Below are 17,995 nucleotides of genomic sequence, written 5' to 3'. Positions count from 1 at the left end.
GCTTCTTTTTGCAACTATTTCATACAATTATACAAAAGCTTGTAATGCTTTTTCAATGATACTTAGACAATCTTTTATTTGCTCTTCGGTAATTACTAATGGTGGTGCCAAACGAATTTTATTACCATGTGTAGGTTTCGCTAACAAACCTAAGTCTCTAAATTTCAAGCAAATTTCCCAAGCCAAATCGGATTCTTCATCACAATTAATTACAATCGCATTTAGCAATCCTTTTCCTCTTACTAAGGTTATTAACGAATTCTTTTTAGCAATTTCGTTTAGTCCATCTCTTAGAATTATTCCCAAACGTTCTGCATTCTCCGCTAATTTTTCGTCTTTTATCACTTCCAAAGCTGCAATTGCTACTGCCGCCGCTACAGGATTCCCACCAAACGTAGAACCGTGCTGCCCTGGCTTAATTACATTCATAATCGCATCATCAGCCAAAACAGCCGACACGGGATAAACACCACCTGAAAGCGCTTTCCCTAGAATCAAAATATCAGGTTGTACATTTTCGTGATGTACAGCTAATAATCTACCCGTACGTGCAATCCCTGTTTGTACCTCATCAGCAATAAATAACACATTGTATTTTTCACACAATGCTTTGGCTTTCGCCAAATAGCCTTCACTAGGCACATAAACTCCGGCTTCCCCTTGAATAGGTTCCACCAAAAATCCTGCAATAGTGGATGATGATTCTAAAACTCTTTCCAAAGCCTCAAGATTATCATACTCTATTTTAACAAAACCTTCCGTATAAGGACCAAAGTTCTTGCGTGCTCCTTCATCATTTGAAAACGAAATTATCGTAGTCGTTCTTCCGTGGAAATTATTTTCACAAACAATAATTTGTGCTTGGTTTTCAGCGATTCCTTTTACTTCGTATGCCCATTTTCTACACAGTTTCAAAGCAGTTTCCACCGCTTCAGCACCTGTATTCATGGGTAACATTTTATCAAAACCAAAATACTTAGTAACATATTCTTCATAAACTCCTAATTGGTCATTATAAAAAGCACGGGAAGTCAATGTCAAAGTTTGCGCTTGACTCACCATCGCCCCTACAATCTTAGGATGACAATGCCCTTGATTTACGGCAGAATAGGCGGAAAGAAAATCATAATATTTTTTTCCATCCACATCCCAAACAAAAACACCTTCCCCTTTCTCTAGAACCACTGGCAAAGGATGATAATTATGAGCACCATATTTATTTTCTTTTGCTATTAATGCTTCTGATTTCGATGAAAGTTGATCTTGTACTTGTTGCATGATGTCGTTTTTTATTCATTAAAGTGCAAAAATAGTGATAATTACACCGAGCCCCAAACATTCAAATAGTTAATCTATTTTTATATCTTTATTCGCTCTTGAATCGTATACTATCAAAAAATGAAAAAAACGCTTGTTCTCTCCCTACTTTTACTAACACTATCCTGTGCCAATACCAAAAGAACCGACAACAAACTAACAACAGACGCTAGTAAATACCTTAACACAATAACGGCTGAGGAATTAAAAACTCATGTATTCACCATTGCAGCAGACACTATGGAAGGGCGAGACACAGGCTCCATCGGACAAAAAAAAGCAGGCAATTATCTGATTTCGTTTTATCAAGAAAATAAAATTTCACACCCAAAAAACCAAGCCGATTTTTACCAAAAAATCCCCTCTCAATTCCTAAAAACAAGAAGTGGACAAATCTTAAATGCTTCCGAAAACATTTGTGCTTTTATTGAAGGAACCGAAAAACCAGAAGAAATCATCATCATTTCGGCTCATTACGACCATATTGGAAAGAAAAAAGAAACCATTTTCAATGGTGCCGATGATAACGCCTCTGGAACTTCAAGCTTGTTAGAAATTGCGCAAGCTTTCCAAATTGCCAAAAATGAAGGCCACGGCCCTAAACGCTCCATCTTATTCTTGCATCTTACAGGCGAAGAACACGGTTTATTAGGTTCTTCCTATTATACTGAAAACCCAATATTTCCATTAAAAAACACTGTTAGTGATATCAACATTGACATGATAGGTCGTCGCGATGCCGAACATCCTTCAACAAATAACTATGTTTACGTTATAGGCGCTGATCGTTTATCAACCGAATTACACAACATTGTCTTGGCTACAAACGAGAAATACACCCAACTCGATTTGAATTTTAAATTCAATGACCCTCGTGACCCAAACCATTACTACGAACGCTCCGACCATTACAATTTTGCAAAACACAGGATTCCATCCGTTTTCTTTTTCAACGGTGTGCACGCTGATTATCATCGACCAACTGATACTGCAGATAAAATAGAATATGACGCCCTTGCCAAAAGAGCACAACTGGCCTTTGTCGTAGCTTGGGAACTAGCCAATCGCGAAAACCGAATTACGGTCGATAGATAATTATTTCACTAAAATGAAGATTTAAAATTTTACCATTAAGAAATTAAGTAAAATTAAGACTTAATCACCCTTAATCTCTTAATGGTAAACATCAATATAGATTGTAAAAAAGCAATTGTACATTTACTACTTTATTTTAATAAGTCCTGATTGGTAAAACGAAATAGCTTTTTGAATAATAGCTTCAATTTGTTCTATGGGCAAATCTTCATCCATGTCCAAAAGCATGATTTTCATTCTGGCTCTTTTTTCTTGTAGTAAAAATGGCTCTTCAAATAACATCCCTTCTACCAAGCTAATATAAGGTTGCTTGAACTTTTTATGAAACCACAGATAACAAAACATCTTGCCTTTGTAACTAAAAAAAGGACAGCCGTATTTTAAACTATGTGTAATATTTTCATCTTGCTTTAAAATGATATCACGCAAAGCCAAATAAACTCCTTTAAGAGGTTCTTGTTGTCTTTGATAAAATTCGTCTAGTGGTGTCATATTATACAATAATTGTATTGGTCAAATATAGCTAAAACTCATAAAAAAAACCGCCAACTCTCATTGGCGGTTTCCTTATACTATAAAATTATTGAAATTTATTTTTTACCAAATTTCCACTCAAACTCATCTTTATCACTGATGATAGCTCCTATCTCAAATTTAACTACATCATCAAACTCCGTTTGAAAAATAATCCAGTTTTCATCATTGAAATAATTCTCAAAAGTATCAAACTCTTCTTGCGTAAACTTAGTGATGTTTTTCTTAGCTAAGTCTTTTTTGACATCGATGATTTTTTGTCCGATGATTTTGTTACCAAACAATTCCAAGGCTGGACTTGAAGCCACAATATAACCTAGTTTAAAATCTTCGTCATGGTAAAAAGTCAAACGCATTTTAAGGTTATTGTACACTAAAATTTGGTGACCGTCTTCGTCTTTATATTCTTTAGTTGGTTTGCCATAAATTGCTGTTACATCTTTTTGTTTCATACCAAAAAGCAATTTATCAATACCGTTTTTGAGATTTATTTTCATTTTTTTTAAGGAATTTGGATTGGGGATTTTTTCAAACCACTATTTACACCAATTATCACTAATTATTTATTTTTATGCACTAACTGAATACTAAAAAAACTGACCACTGACCTCTTATTCCTCTTCTTCATAAAACTCATCGTAACGAGCAGGAATTTGTGGATCGTATAACGGACATTTGAATTCTTCCATAATACTCACGAGTTTGTCCATCGTTTTCCCCTCAGTTCCGTAGCAGTCTATTTGAATACTTTGAGGCGTTGTATTGACTTGAAAAGCACCTTTCCCTTTTGGGTTTTTCCAACTGTCACCATCTACTTTCTCCCAAGTATCAAATACCGAAGCGATTCGGTTTAAAATCACTTGTACAGGAAGTAGCTCTAGTCCTTCAACCATTTCTCCCTCAATCAAGGCTTCATACACCAATTGATGATTGAGATACACTTCGTCTAAGTATTGCCAAAAAATGAGTTCGTACATTGAAAAAAGTTTAATCGTTTAAAAGTTTAAAATTGTTTAAGAGTTTAAAGGTCTGTAAAAACTAAAATTATTTACAATCTACAAGATTAAACAACTTTAAACTTTAAACTTTAAACAAATTTTTAATACTCGAAAGTTCCGTATTCGCTGGTAATCGTTAATTTTTTAGCATCCGCAGCTTCTACTCTACCTACGATTTGTGCATCCACATTGAATGATTTTGAAATCGCGATAATATCTTGAGCAACAGCTTCAGGAACGTATAATTCCATACGGTGACCGCAGTTGAATACTTGGTACATTTCTTTCCAATCGGTTTTTGATTGCTCTAGAATCAATTGAAATAATGGTGGAACTGTAAATAAATTGTCTTTAATAATGTGAAGATTATTCACAAAGTGCAAGATTTTAGTTTGCGCTCCTCCGCTACAATGCACCATTCCGTGAATATCGTTTGAATTATATTTGTCTAATATCTTCTTGATAATTGGAGCATAGGTACGTGTAGGCGAAAGTACTAATTGACCAGCGTCAATTGGGCTATTTTCTACAGCATCGGTCAATTTCACTTGACCAGAATAGATTAATTCGTTGGGTACTGCTGCATCATAACTTTCAGGGTATTTGGTCGCCAAATATTTTTCGAACACATCATGACGAGCCGATGTTAATCCGTTACTTCCCATTCCGCCATTATAGCTTTTTTCATAAGTAGCTTGACCAAAAGAAGCCAATCCTACAATCACATCCCCAGCTTGAATATTAGCATTGTCAATCACTTTAGCACGAGGCATACGAGCCGTTACTGTAGAATCCACAATAATCGTACGCACGATATCACCCACATCAGCCGTTTCTCCTCCGGTTGAATGAATGGTTACGCCAAAGGAATCCAATTCCTTGATCAGTTCCTCGGTACCATTGATGATAGCCGAAATAACATCAGCAGGAATCAGGTTTTTATTTCTACCAATAGTTGAAGAAAGCAAAATATTATCAGTAGCTCCTACACACAATAAGTCATCGATGTTCATAATCAAAGCATCTTGAGCGATACCTTTCCAAACTGATAAATCACCCGTTTCTTTCCAATACATATAGGCCAAAGACGATTTTGTCCCTGCTCCATCAGCATGCATAATCAAGCAATAATCCTCATCCTGAGTCAAATAATCAGGTACGATTTTACAAAATGCTTGCGGAAATAATCCTTTGTCAATGTTTTTTATGGCGTTGTGCACATCTTCTTTAGATGCCGAAACCCCACGAAGGGCATATCTTTTTGAAGTATCTGAACTCATGAATTCTAATTGTGTAATTGATTTTGAGCAACTGGTTTGCGTGCGCAAAGATAACAAAAGATTACGGATTTTGGATTGTAGAATTTAGATTGCCTTTTATTAAATAAAAAAAATTAATTTTCCAGTATCTCAATTTCGACTCTTCTATTTTCTGCTCGCTCTTCTTCATTTTTTTCAGGTATCGGAAAAAGAGGCCGTGAAACCCCAAAACCTTTATAAGTCATACGACTTTTATCAATCTCATTGTATTCTAAAAACTTATAGACTGCCCTAGCTCTCTGAGTTGATAAATCGGCTCTATCGATACCCACACAACACAAATGCCCTTGAATACTGATTTTTAGATTGGGATTTTTTTGCATAATCAATAACAACTCATACAACTTCCCTCTTGATTCGTTTACCACCGCAAAAGTGTTTAGTACAAAATTCAAGTTTTTTATTTTGAGCTTCTCCCCCACTTTAGCCTGACTAGCAGCCTGCATAAAGGCAACATCGAGTGGCAATTCTGTTTTTGTACCGTTAGGATTTTGAATAGAAACTCTATCAGGAAAAATAATGGGGGCTTTAGGCATTTCGGCTTCCACAACTATGGGCTTAATTCCTAAAATTTCATTTTCCTTCTCAATATCTTTTTCCTTTAGAAAATACAAGGTTACTTTTCTATTCTTCGCTTTTTCAGGTAATTGTTTGTGCAGTTCTCCAAAAGTTCGGGTTTTAAAATCTTCCCTGATTTTCACTTTATCTTTGATTATACTATAAACAAAGTCAACTCTTTTTGACGCCAACACCTCATTATATTCCACCGAACCATCTTCGTCACAAAACCCATAAGCTCCAATGATTTTACTCGTTTTATTTTCTTCTATCCAGTTTCCTAAAGCATGATTTTCATTTTTAGTCAACTCAAACTTATTGCTTTCAAAATAAACAGAAAACTGCTCCTGTGACCAAGACAGATTAGTAACAAAAAAGAAAATTAAAAAACATCTATAAATCATCATATACTTAGGATTAAAAGGTAAAATTAAATCATTAGAATATACAAAAAAGGCTATCCGTTAATTTCCAGATAGCCTCATTTTAAAATTATTTAGTAAGCAACAATTCTCTGTATTTTGTCAAGGTCCATAATTCATTATCAACCAAAAGCTCCAATTTATCGCAGTGCTCTCTGATGATTTCAAAATATGGTTTTACCTTATTACAATAAGCTTCGGCCATTTTTTGTGCATCCTCCATAACATTGGCTTTTTTTCTTTCGTTAGTCATTTCGACTACTTTTGAATTGATTCCTTCAATATGTTTCGAAATACTTTTAATTAATCGAATTTGCTCTTTGGCAATGGTTTCAAAATCAGAGCCAAAAATATCTTTCAATCCTTTGACGTTTTCTATTAAAGTATTTTGGTAACGAATGGCTGTTGGAATTACATGATTGGTCGCAATATCACCCAATACACGCCCTTCAATTTGAATTTTCTTAGCATATTCCTCCAATTCAATTTCGTAACGCGCTTCGACTTCAATATGATTCATAATCCCCATTTCGGAGAACAAATCCAATGCTTGTTTAGAAATTTTAGCTTTCAGAGCATCTGGGGTCGTTTTAAAATTACTCAAACCTCTTTTAGCCGCTTCTTTTTCCCAAGCTTCACTATAACCATCTCCTTCAAAAAGGATTTTTTTGGATTTTTTGATATACTCACGCAAAACATTAAAGATGGCATCATCTTTTTTCATGGTTTTATTTTCAATCAAAGCATCAACTTCATTTTTGAAATCTTTTAATTGTTTAGCGACAATGGTATTCAAAGTTGTCATTGCATTCGAACAATTTGCCGAAGAACCTACCGCACGGAATTCAAATTTATTACCTGTAAAAGCAAAAGGAGAAGTTCTATTTCTATCGGTGTTATCCAAAATTACTTCGGGAATTTTTCCAACAACATTCAGTTTTAAGTCGGTTTTTTCTTCTGGAGATAATTTCCCAGTTGTCACTTCTTTCAATTCATCTAAAACCTTAGTTAATTGCTCTCCAATGAATACTGAAATAATTGCTGGTGGCGCCTCATTAGCTCCCAAACGATGATCATTACTCGCTGTAGCAATCGAAGAACGCAATAAAGCTTCGTAATCGTTAACCGCTTTAATAGTATTAATAAAGAAAGTTAGGAATTGTAAATTCGTCATCGGTGTTTTACTAGGACTCAATAAATTAATCCCTGTATCTGTAGCCAATGACCAGTTGTTGTGCTTCCCTGAACCGTTCACACCCTTGAATGGTTTTTCATGCAACAGAACTTTGAAATGATGACGTTCAGCCACTTTCTGCATCACATCCATCAATAAACAGTTGTGGTCTACTGCTAAATTAGTTTCTTCAAAAATTGGTGCAAACTCAAACTGATTAGGAGCTACCTCGTTATGACGTGTTTTAACTGGAATTCCAAGCAACATACACTCTTGTTCCAAATCGCGCATATATGTCAATGCACGTGTTGGAATCGCACCAAAATAGTGATCATCCAACTGTTGCCCTTTGGCCGATGTATGACCTAACAGGGTTCTTCCCGTCATCATGATATCAGGACGAGATTCTGCCAACGCCTTATCAATCAAGAAATATTCTTGTTCCCACCCCAAAGTAGCGGTTACCTTTTTTACATTTTTATCAAAATATTTACAAACTTCAGTAGCCGCTTCATCAATAGCAGACAATGCTCTTAATAACGGAATTTTATTATCCAATGCTTCCCCAGTATAAGAGATAAACACTGTTGGTATACAAAGTGTCGTTCCAAAAATAAAAGCTGGAGAAGTAGGATCCCAGGCCGTATATCCTCTTGCTTCGAAAGTATTTCGGATTCCTCCATTTGGAAAACTAGATGCATCAGGTTCTTGTTGTACTAATTGGGCTCCCCCGAATTTCTCTACCGTTTCAGTCCCATCAAACGACGTCTCAAAAAAAGCATCATGTTTTTCAGCTGTTGCTCCTGTTAATGGCTGAAACCAATGTGTATAATGGGTTACTCCTTTAGCTAACGCCCATTCTTTCATTCCCATAGCAATATAATCTGCTAATTTCCTATCAATTTTTGTTCCGTGTTGAATCGCACTTTGAACCGCCTTATACGCATCCGAAGTGAGAAACTGTTTCATCGCTTTTTGATTAAAAACATTCGAACCAAAAATGGTTGATTTTCTCCCAGATTCCTCAAAATGAACTGGTTTCCTAGTGGAAGCTTCTCTCAAAGCTTGAAAACGTATTGTTGACATATATTTAAATTTCTAGATGATTTTTTAGTTTTTACAAATATAACAACTATAAGTTGTTCGATATAATTCAATCAACAGAATTTTTAATTTAAGAGTTCCTTTTCATAAAGAATTCCAATACTCAACTCCGTTATTAGCTTACTGAGAAACCAAAAAAATCAACTATATTAATTAACATCCATCAACCACGTTTATTTTATACCGACGATTTTTTAAATATTAATTAACACTATTACACCTGATTACTAAATATCACCACTCTTAAAAAATTACAATATCATTCATTAGACCCCCTCAGAATGATTAATTCTAAAATATCCCCCCAAAAAATTGTAGTAATCTAAAAAATAACACCCTATTCCATAAAAAATACCCCCCAATTTTCGGCTATAAAAAAAAACTTCTATATTTGCACCGTTAAAATCATTAAATAAATTTACAACATTATGGCTAAAATAAAATTAGAGTACCTTTGGTTAGATGGTTACGAACCAACTCAAAATCTTAGAAGTAAAACAAAAGTTGAAGAGCACGAAAACTTTAAAGGGACATTAGAAGAGATTGGAAACTGGTCTTTCGACGGTTCATCTACTAAACAAGCTGAAGGTGGTTCATCTGATTGTCTTTTAGTACCAGTTGCTATTTATCCAGATCCAGAGCGCATCAACGGATACTTAGTAATGTGTGAGGTTATGAATGCTGACGGAACTGCACACCCTTCTAACGGTAGAGCAACAATTGATGATGACAATGATGATTTCTGGTTTGGTTTCGAACAAGAATATTTCATCATGGATACTAAAACTTTATTACCATTAGGTTTCCCTGTTGGAGGATACCCTGCACCACAAGGTATGTACTACTGCTCAGTAGGTGGAAAAAACACTCACGGTAGAAAATTAGTTGAAGAGCATGCTGACTTATGTATCGCTGCTGGATTAAACTTTGAAGGAATCAACCAAGAGGTTGCTTGCGGACAATGGGAATTCCAATTATTTGCTAAAGGAGCTAAAAAAGCGGGAGATGAAATCTGGGTTGCTAGATATTTATTAGACCGTTTGACTGAAAAATATGGTTACTATATTGAATACCACCCAAAACCACTAGGAGATACTGACTGGAATGGTTCTGGTATGCATGCTAACTTCTCTAACGAAGTATTAAGAACATGTGGTTCTAAAGAAACTTACGAGAAAATATGTGAAGCTTTCCGTCCTGTTACTAAAGAGCACATTGCTGTTTACGGAGCTTACAACGACCAACGTTTAACTGGTAAGCACGAAACTGCTTCTATCAACGATTTCTCTTACGGAGTTTCTGACAGAGGATGTTCTATCCGTATTCCTTTGATGACTGTTCAAAAAGGATGGAAAGGATGGTTGGAAGACAGAAGACCAGCATCTAACGGTGATCCATACAAAATCGCTGCAAGAATCATCAAAACAGTTAATTCTGCTTTGTAATTCTTATTCTTATAAAACGAAAGTGCCTTCATTATTGGAGGCACTTTTTTTTATCCCCTAACTATTGACATCTACAATACGTTAGAAACGAATTTTACCAATTTACATTATAACAGATTATTTTAAATTTCACGAATCTGCCTGAGACAAATAAAATTAGTTCACTAATTTGAATACTTTACTAATTCGTAAAACCATTGCAATTCATGCTTACCTATTTCTTATCTGCATCAATTCGAGTACTCTGTGTTAAAACTTTAATTAAGTATTAAAATAATTTAAGTTACCCAATCAAAAAAGTATCTTTGAATTTCTAAAATATAATAATATGATTGTTTGGATTTGTTTTATTAGTGCCATCTTAGTTTTCTTAGCACTTGATTTAGGGATTTTCAACAAAACTCCTCACGAAATAAGCTCTAAAGAAGCAGGAAAATGGACTGCTATTTGGGTCTCGTTATCTTTTATTTTTTCAGGAGTTATCTATTGGCTTTACCAAAACAATTACGTTTCAAATCCTGATAACCTATCCCCTACAGTAGCCTCGATGAAATACATAACGGGCTACCTGATAGAACTCTCTTTAAGTGTCGATAATATTTTTGTTATAGCCATAATTTTCTCGGCTTTTAAAATTCCTAAAAAATACCAACACCGTGTTTTGTTTTGGGGAATTATTGGCGCCATCTTCTTTAGAGGTATTATGATTTATTTTGGGGTTCTCATCATTAATAAATTCACTTGGACAACCTATCTCTTCGGTGCTTTTCTAGTGTACACCGCAGTAAAAATGCTTTTCTCCAAGGAAGAAGAAGAACAATTCAACCCCAAGAAATCATTTGTATATCGTTACCTCCGAAAACTTACTCCTATCACTACTCAAATTGATGGGGAACATTTTTTTGTAAAAAGAAGACATATCAAAGCAGCCACTCCTTTATTCGTAGCACTTATCGTTATTGAAGTAATGGATATCATCTTTGCTTTAGATAGTGTCCCTGCCATTTTAGCCATCACATCTGATCCTTTTTTAGTCTTTAGCTCCAATATTTTTGCCATCTTAGGATTGCGTTCAATGTATTTCTTTTTAGCCAATATGCTGGAAAAATTCAGTTATCTCGAATATAGTTTAATTGCTATTTTAAGTTTTGTTGGAATCAAAATGCTAATACACGACTTCGTTAAAATACCCGAATGGGCTTCTTTGGGATTTATCGCATTATCACTTTTTGTCGGAATAATTGTCTCCTTGAGAACTAATAAAAAAGCAGAAAAAAATAAGTAGTAAAAAAAAGAGAGCATATTGACTCTCTTTTTTTTATTCAAATTTTCAACCTACTAAAAGTCTATTTTTTGTATATCTTTCTCTTTGACATTTAGCGCAGCAATAACTTCATTATAGTTATTTAAATTAATTGATTTAGAAAAACTACCTGGAACAATCACTACTCTTAAGACCTGATTATTTCTGAATGCGGTTGAAACAGATTGTAAATTATTACCCACCATATACACATTAATATCATATCTTGAGAAATCAAATCGATATCCAAAATCCAAAGTGCCGTTATCAAAGTAAAAAGTCTCAGGCATTAATTTCCATAAATCACTTCCATTATAAACTCCACTTAATCGATACACAAGAACTACATCCGAAGCAAAGATAGCCGGATTAAGATTTATTATTTTACTATAATTATTGGTCGAATTGAAGGATGTAGTCACTTCAAACACTTCACTGATAGTATCATGATCAACATAATCGACAGGAGTATTATCATTTACGGTACAACTTTGCAAGCTTAACAAACCTACAACAGCTAAAAGGGTAATTATCTTTTTCATGGCTTTCTTTTTTTAAAGTTATTTGTTTAGCCTATATCCATTAATTGTGCCAAAGTTTATTTCAAGCCTTATTAACTTGACATATCACTCAGAACAATCAACACAAATCCCTAAAAATTAGACACATAAAAAAAGCACCCGCGATTACGGATGCTTTAATTTTAAGGTTACTTTTTAAATTAGTTCGAGGACATTACTTTTTTGATAGATGTTCCTCTGTCTGTAGTAATTTGAACAATGAACACTTCCTCTTGCTCAGAATTTGTATTAAGAGTAATAGTAATCTCTTTGTTCAAATAACCTTTAGGATCTATAACTGTATGAACTAATACACCTTGCGCATTGAATACTTCAATTTTTACGCTAGATACATAATCAAATTCATATTTAATAGTCAATTGATCTTTGAACGGAACTGGATAAGCTGTAAATGCAGCTGCATCAGAAGTTCTTAAGGTTAAACTAGTATCAGTTAAAACAGGACATTCCATTGGAGGAACATCATAACCAACGAAGATTCTACATTCGTCAAAAGCATTATTGATTAAATCAACAGTACTTGCTATTTCAGAAAGTGACAATCCGTTAGTACTTCCACCTCCCAAAGCTTGATTCGCTAATGCATACAATCCTTGAACTGATTTGGTTGTCAATGCATCTACAACTTTAGCTGAGATAGTATAACGTTTGTATTCATTATTAACAGTACCATCCGGGTTACAAGTACGCGCTTTAGGGACATCTGAACCACAACCTCCATCTGGAGTTGCTATAGCAATTGTACCTGCTTTTAATTCAAAGTCACCTAGTGCACCGTTTATACCTATGTTAAGACCTAAAGCAATGGTTTGTGCTAATAAAGTATTATTGATATTACCTTTTTTCAATAAAGTTGCAGGTAAACTATTAATAGAAAACAAACCTCCATTAGGATTTGCAGGTAGAACGCTACTACCTCCTCCACCTGGCATAACATCAATCAGTGCAGCTATGTCTGTATCATTATTCATAATAGACACATGTCTCACATCTTTTATACCAACATACATGGCACCACCATAAGAAGCTAAAGCTTTAGCAATAAGCTCTTTGGTTGTGTATTGTTTGAACTCACCTTGTAGGTCAGGAGCACAAGACATACCTCCTACATTTCCATAATATCCTTGTGTATAAGTACATAGCGCCGCTGAACAAATTTCTGGTGTTACAGTCAAACAATTACTGTTTGCAGAACATATTACATTGTTTAACGTTGATATAGTAACTCTACGGAAATAAGTTGTTACATCTACTACAGGTGCATCATAAGTAGCCGAAGTCGCTCCTCCGATATCTGAGAACCCTGTATCACAATTTGTAGTACTCATTTGCCATTGGTAAGTAACTGTTCCTGCTCCAGTTCCTGCTACTGAGCTAGTAAAGGCTGCGGGATCAGCTGGTATACATAATGTCTGACTACCAGCTATAGCTCCTGGAGTAACAACATTTGGAGTAACCACTAATACATTACTATTGTCAGGACAAGCAACACCGTTTAGGGTTGAAGTGGCAACTCTGCGGAACCAAGTCACAGCAGCAACTGCTGGTGCGTCATAAGTAGCGGAAGTAGCTCCTCCTATATTGCTAAATCCAGCAACTGCACTTGTCGTACTACTTTGCCATTGATAGCTGATTGTACCACCACCAGTAGCTGAAGTTGTACTAGTAAAGGCTGCAGGATCAAACGGACTACAAAGTGTTTGATTACCTGCTATTACTCCTGGATTTATGGCATTTGGAGTAACCATCAATACATTACTGTTGTCAGGACAAGCAACACCGTTTAGGGTTGAAGTGGCAACTCTGCGGAACCAAGTCACAGCAGCAACTGCTGGTGCGTCATAAGTAGCGGAAGTAGCTCCTCCTATATTACTAAATCCAGCAACTGCACTTGTCGTACTACTTTGCCATTGATAGCTGATTGTTCCACCACCAGTAGCTGCAGTTGTACTAGTAAAGGCTGCAGGATCAAACGGACTACAAAGTGTTTGATTACCCGCTATTACTCCTGGATTTATTGCATTTGGAGTAACCATCAATACATTACTGTTGTCAGGACAAGCAACACCGTTTAGGGTTGAAGTAGCAACTCTGCGGAACCAAGTCACAGCAGCAACAGCTGGTGCGTCATAAGTAGCCGAAGTAGCTCCTCCTATATTACTGAATCCAGCAACTGCACTTGTCGTACTACTTTGCCATTGGTAGCTGATTGTACCACCACCAGTAGCTGCAGTTGTACTAGTAAAGGCTGCAGGATCAAACGGACTACAAAGTGTTTGATTACCCGCTATTACTCCTGGATTTATGGCATTTGGAGTAACCATCAATACATTACTGTTGTCAGGACAAGCAACACCGTTTAGGGTTGAAGTAGCAACTCTGCGGAACCAAGTCACAGCAGCAACTGCTGGTGCGTCATAAGTAGCAGAAGTAGCTCCTCCTATATTGCTAAATCCAGCAACTGCACTTGTCGTACTGCTTTGCCATTGGTAGCTGATTGTACCACCACCAGTAGCTGAAGTTGTACTAGTAAAGGCTGCAGGATCAAACGGACTACAAAGTGTTTGATTACCCGCTATTACTCCTGGATTTATGGCATTTGGAGTAACCATCAATACATTACTGTTGTCAGGACAAGCAACACCGTTTAGGGTTGAAGTGGCAACTCTGCGGAACCAAGTCACAGCAGCAACTGCTGGTGCGTCATAAGTAGCCGAAGTAGCTCCTCCTATATTACTGAATCCAGCAACTGCACTTGTCGTACTACTTTGCCATTGATAGCTGATTGTACCACCACCAGTAGCTGAAGTTGTACTAGTAAAGGCTGCAGGATCAAACGGACTACAAAGTGTTTGATTACCCGCTATTACTCCTGGATTTATGGCATTTGGAGTAACAGTCAAGCAATTACTGTTTGCCGAACATTGAGTATTATTAAGTGTTGTGGTAGCCACTCTGCGGTAGTAAGTTGTTACTGCTACTACTGGTGCATCATAAGTAGCTGAGGTAGCACCCACGATATTACTAAATCCAGTATCACAATTTGTGGTACTCATTTGCCATTGATACGTAATCGTACCACTATTAGAACCTGGTGTAACACTGGTAAATGCTACAGGATCAAACGGACTACAAAGTGTTTGACTACCTGCGATTTCACCTGGATGTATCTCTTCTGGAGTTATTGTCAAACAATTACTATTTGCAGAACAGGTTACTCCATTGAGTGTTGATGTCGCTACTCTTCGGAAATAAGTAGCTCCAGTTACTGTAGGCGCATCATAAGTAGCCGAAGTAGCTCCTTCGATATTTGAGAACCCTGTATCACAATTTGTAGTACTAATTTGCCATTGATAAGTGATTGTTCCTCCTCCAGTAGCTGCAGTAGTACTTGTAAAGGCTGCAGGATCTCCAGGAACACATAAAGTCTGATTACCTGCAACTACTCCTGGATTTATAGCATTTGGAGTAACTACCAATACATTACTGTTGTCAGGACAAGCAACACCGTTTAGGGTTGAAGTGGCAACTCTGCGGAACCAAGTCACAGCAGCAACTGCTGGCGCATCATAAGTAGCAGAAGTAGCTCCTCCTATATTACTGAATCCAGCAACTGCACTTGTCGTACTACTTTGCCATTGGTAGCTGATTGTACCACCACCAGTAGCTGAAGTTGTACTAGTAAAGGCTGCAGGATCAAACGGACTACAAAGTGTTTGATTACCCGCTATTACTCCTGGATTTATGGCATTTGGAGTAACCATCAATACATTACTGTTGTCAGGACAAGCAACACCGTTTAGGGTTGAAGTGGCAACTCTGCGGAACCAAGTCACGGCAGCAACTGCTGGCGCATCATAAGCAGCGGAAGTAGCTCCTCCTATATTACTGAATCCAGCAACTGCACTTGTCGTACTACTTTGCCATTGGTAGCTGATTGTACCACCACCAGTAGCTGAAGTTGTACTAGTAAAGGCTGCAGGATCAAACGGACTACAAAGTGTTTGATTACCCGCTATTACTCCTGGATTTATGGCATTTGGAGTAACCATCAATACATTACTGTTGTCAGGACAAGCAACACCGTTTAGGGTTGAAGTGGCAACTCTGCGGAACCAAGTCACAGCAGCAACTGCTGGTGCGTCATAAGTAGCGGAAGTTGCTCCTCCTATATTACTGAATCCAGCAACTGCACTTGTCGTACTACTTTGCCATTGATAGCTGATTGTACCACCACCAGTAGCTGCAGTTGTACTAGTAAAGGCTGCAGGATCAAACGGGCTACAAAGTGTTTGATTACCCGCTATTACTCCTGGATTTATGGCATTCACAGTGATATCAAACTCAGCATATCCGTAACATCCTGGATTTGATAAGCTCTCAGAACGAGCATAAATATGAGTTAGCCCTGGCACATATGTTGTTGGATTATTAATTTTATTAGTATGATCTGCATCAGTGAAATATTCAATGGCACCACCTGTTGTAGTTGCTCCTGTAGTTAGGTTAACAGCAGCACCAGCACAAGCAGCTTTAGGTGTAAGGGTTACCACTGGCGGAGTTCCTGTATTTCCAAATAAGAAAGGACCGGCAAAATCTTTCAGCTCACTACCGAAAGCGGTATTATCAGGTCCACCACCACTACTTCTGGTTTTTACTAACAAACTACCTAATATATTAGAACATGGGGATTGATCTCCACGTTTATCCAATCCGAAGGCAGTAAGATTGATCCCAATTTCAACAAATTGCAACGGTTGATAGTCACCTACAAGACTAGGTCCAGACCCTTCAAAAGTTCCCCAAGGCGGCCCTTGCGTACTAGCATTGATATTAACTCTACCCCAAATATCTGTACTACCAACATTTTCCAGAATGGCTGCATAACCAAAAGTACCAGAACCCTCTCCTTTTTCGAATGCTACAGTTCTATCAACTGTAAAAGGACGAAATGGATTGGTATTATCATAAGCATTATACACTGCTTCATCCATCCATACTCTGATTCTAACTTGTGGAATATTACCTCCATTGGTATAATCTATCGAAATAATTATCGTTCCTGGAACATCGACTTCTCCTATATTATGCGTAGCTGTAGTGCTAGGATAAAAAGTAAATGCAGTACGACCTCCATCAGGCCCTACTTTCAACGGATTTGTTAAGTCTGCTGGTGTTTCTAAAGCAGTACGAAAAAATTCAAAATCGATATGTTTGTTCCCATTGGTTACCACTAAAGAAGCAGCGGCATACGCATATAATGTAGTAAAAGGTCTTGGGTCTTGCATTGTAGGTGCTTTAGGCCCTGCCCCTCTTAAATGAGCATACACATCGATTATATCATCTTTCGCAGGAACACTACCAGAGGTTCCAATACTCCAGGTAGTAGGATTAGCAGCATTTTTATCTGACCCACCTGCAAAATAGGATTTTTCTCCACCACCTCCTTTTGTATAAGTATCTCTACCATATACGGCATCCAACCAGAGGTAGGGTCCAGCATTAGGTGGAATTCCACTAGGTACAACAGGAAATGGAAAAGGAGCAGACGGAGCAAAAATTGCTTGTCTACGCACAAAAGCTGTATTCTCTGTAGTTGGTATTACGTCTGAAGCCGGATTGGCTGGCGGCGTTGCCTGATCTATCACTCCAAACCCAGGGCCTGGATAACTCGTTTGAAACCAGTCATCAGTAGCTACTGCACTACCCAGAAGAATCGGGGGAGTTGCAATATTAGGAAATTGCAACAGATCGGAATACACATCTGCATCAATTCCGAAGTTAGCCTGAACCGAAGAGCTCCCTACGAGTTGCGCTTGGGTTATATTCTGACTAAATAGGAATAAGGACAACATGGTATAAAAAATGAGCTTTTTAGTAAACGTACTCGTCCCTAAAAAACTCAATAGACCTGTCAGCCATGAACAGGTGAAACAGTATTCTTTCACCTTTTTTTTCTTAGAAAAAATATTTTTTTTCATAATAAAAGTATTTTTATGTCATAAGTAATATTTTTTGTAGGTAATTATAAGATTTGGACCATGTCCCCTTCATTACAAAATGAAGTTATCCGTCTGTAAAAAACAGTTATTCATTAAATAGAATAACACTATATATAAATTGTATATACGCCATTTAATAAAAT

At 36.8% G+C, this 17,995-nt stretch carries 12 protein-coding genes; 3 read left to right on the top strand and 9 right to left on the bottom strand.

Going from position 1 to position 17,995, the window contains the following annotated elements:
- Positions 1–27 precede the first annotated feature (27 nt).
- Positions 28–1,278, bottom strand: a complete 1,251-nt coding sequence (gene rocD / locus SLW70_RS07380) for an ornithine--oxo-acid transaminase (RefSeq protein ID WP_320891456.1) — start codon at positions 1,276–1,278, stop codon at positions 28–30.
- A 120-nt stretch (positions 1,279–1,398) separates the two neighbouring features.
- Between rocD and SLW70_RS07375 the strand changes: the two genes are divergently transcribed.
- A complete protein-coding gene (locus tag SLW70_RS07375; RefSeq protein ID WP_320891455.1) occupies positions 1,399–2,412 on the top strand; it encodes a M28 family peptidase in 1,014 nt (337 codons plus the stop codon).
- 126 nt (positions 2,413–2,538) lie between these two features.
- Here SLW70_RS07375 and SLW70_RS07370 read toward each other — a convergent pair whose 3' ends face one another.
- The 6 genes from SLW70_RS07370 to SLW70_RS07345 form a co-directional block, all read right to left on the bottom strand.
- Positions 2,539–2,904 (bottom strand): DUF1801 domain-containing protein, encoded by a 366-nt coding sequence (locus SLW70_RS07370; protein WP_320891454.1) that lies wholly within the window; start codon positions 2,902–2,904, stop codon positions 2,539–2,541.
- A gap of 98 nt (positions 2,905–3,002) precedes the next feature.
- The gene (locus SLW70_RS07365) at positions 3,003–3,443 is read right to left on the bottom strand and encodes a hypothetical protein (protein ID WP_320891452.1); all 441 of its coding nucleotides are present in this window, start codon (positions 3,441–3,443) and stop codon (positions 3,003–3,005) included.
- A 114-nt stretch (positions 3,444–3,557) separates the two neighbouring features.
- Positions 3,558–3,923 (bottom strand): hypothetical protein, encoded by a 366-nt coding sequence (locus SLW70_RS07360; protein ID WP_320891451.1) that lies wholly within the window; start codon positions 3,921–3,923, stop codon positions 3,558–3,560.
- A gap of 122 nt (positions 3,924–4,045) precedes the next feature.
- Positions 4,046–5,224, bottom strand: coding sequence for an AIR synthase related protein (locus SLW70_RS07355; RefSeq protein WP_320891450.1), 1,179 nt, complete (start codon positions 5,222–5,224; stop codon positions 4,046–4,048).
- Positions 5,225–5,337: 113 nt separating this feature from the next.
- Positions 5,338–6,228, bottom strand: coding sequence for an OmpA family protein (locus SLW70_RS07350; RefSeq protein ID WP_320891449.1), 891 nt, complete (start codon positions 6,226–6,228; stop codon positions 5,338–5,340).
- Between the two features lie 85 nt (positions 6,229–6,313).
- On the bottom strand, positions 6,314–8,503 hold the full coding sequence (locus tag SLW70_RS07345; protein ID WP_320891448.1) for a glutamine synthetase III: 2,190 nt from the start codon (positions 8,501–8,503) through the stop codon (positions 6,314–6,316).
- Positions 8,504–8,949: 446 nt separating this feature from the next.
- On the opposite strand from SLW70_RS07345, the gene SLW70_RS07340 reads away from it, so the two are divergent.
- Together SLW70_RS07340 and SLW70_RS07335 are read left to right on the top strand one after the other, a co-directional pair.
- Positions 8,950–9,966, top strand: coding sequence for a glutamine synthetase beta-grasp domain-containing protein (locus SLW70_RS07340; RefSeq protein WP_320891447.1), 1,017 nt, complete (start codon positions 8,950–8,952; stop codon positions 9,964–9,966).
- A 328-nt stretch (positions 9,967–10,294) separates the two neighbouring features.
- Positions 10,295–11,251, top strand: a complete 957-nt coding sequence (locus tag SLW70_RS07335) for a TerC family protein (RefSeq protein ID WP_320891446.1) — start codon at positions 10,295–10,297, stop codon at positions 11,249–11,251.
- Between the two features lie 53 nt (positions 11,252–11,304).
- Here the strand turns inward: SLW70_RS07335 and SLW70_RS07330 are convergent, their stop codons facing one another.
- Positions 11,305–11,811 (bottom strand): hypothetical protein, encoded by a 507-nt coding sequence (locus SLW70_RS07330; RefSeq protein ID WP_320891445.1) that lies wholly within the window; start codon positions 11,809–11,811, stop codon positions 11,305–11,307.
- Between the two features lie 179 nt (positions 11,812–11,990).
- Entirely contained in the window at positions 11,991–17,831 is a 5,841-nt protein-coding gene (locus SLW70_RS07325) for a hypothetical protein (RefSeq protein WP_320891444.1), read from the bottom strand.
- Between the last annotated feature and the right edge of the window lie 164 nt (positions 17,832–17,995).

This window comes from Flavobacterium sp. NG2, from assembly GCF_034119845.1.
In the GTDB taxonomy this organism is placed as follows: Bacteria; Bacteroidota; Bacteroidia; order Flavobacteriales; family Flavobacteriaceae; genus Flavobacterium.
The sequence above is the reverse complement of the archived record's forward strand: the minus strand, read 5'-3'. Positions and strand labels throughout refer to the sequence as shown.

Bases quoted from the DNA above. Each gene is read 5' to 3' on its own strand.
- rocD (WP_320891456.1), bottom strand. From the start codon at position 1,278: ATGCAACAAGTACAAGATCAACTTTCATCGAAATCAGAAGCATTAATA.
- SLW70_RS07375 (WP_320891455.1), top strand. From the start codon at position 1,399: ATGAAAAAAACGCTTGTTCTCTCCCTACTTTTACTAACACTATCCTGT.
- SLW70_RS07370 (WP_320891454.1), bottom strand. From the start codon at position 2,904: ATGACACCACTAGACGAATTTTATCAAAGACAACAAGAACCTCTTAAA.
- SLW70_RS07365 (WP_320891452.1), bottom strand. From the start codon at position 3,443: ATGAAAATAAATCTCAAAAACGGTATTGATAAATTGCTTTTTGGTATG.
- SLW70_RS07360 (WP_320891451.1), bottom strand. From the start codon at position 3,923: ATGTACGAACTCATTTTTTGGCAATACTTAGACGAAGTGTATCTCAAT.
- SLW70_RS07355 (WP_320891450.1), bottom strand. From the start codon at position 5,224: ATGAGTTCAGATACTTCAAAAAGATATGCCCTTCGTGGGGTTTCGGCA.
- SLW70_RS07350 (WP_320891449.1), bottom strand. From the start codon at position 6,228: ATGATGATTTATAGATGTTTTTTAATTTTCTTTTTTGTTACTAATCTG.
- SLW70_RS07345 (WP_320891448.1), bottom strand. From the start codon at position 8,503: ATGTCAACAATACGTTTTCAAGCTTTGAGAGAAGCTTCCACTAGGAAA.
- SLW70_RS07340 (WP_320891447.1), top strand. From the start codon at position 8,950: ATGGCTAAAATAAAATTAGAGTACCTTTGGTTAGATGGTTACGAACCA.
- SLW70_RS07335 (WP_320891446.1), top strand. From the start codon at position 10,295: ATGATTGTTTGGATTTGTTTTATTAGTGCCATCTTAGTTTTCTTAGCA.
- SLW70_RS07330 (WP_320891445.1), bottom strand. From the start codon at position 11,811: ATGAAAAAGATAATTACCCTTTTAGCTGTTGTAGGTTTGTTAAGCTTG.
- SLW70_RS07325 (WP_320891444.1), bottom strand. From the start codon at position 17,831: ATGAAAAAAAATATTTTTTCTAAGAAAAAAAAGGTGAAAGAATACTGT.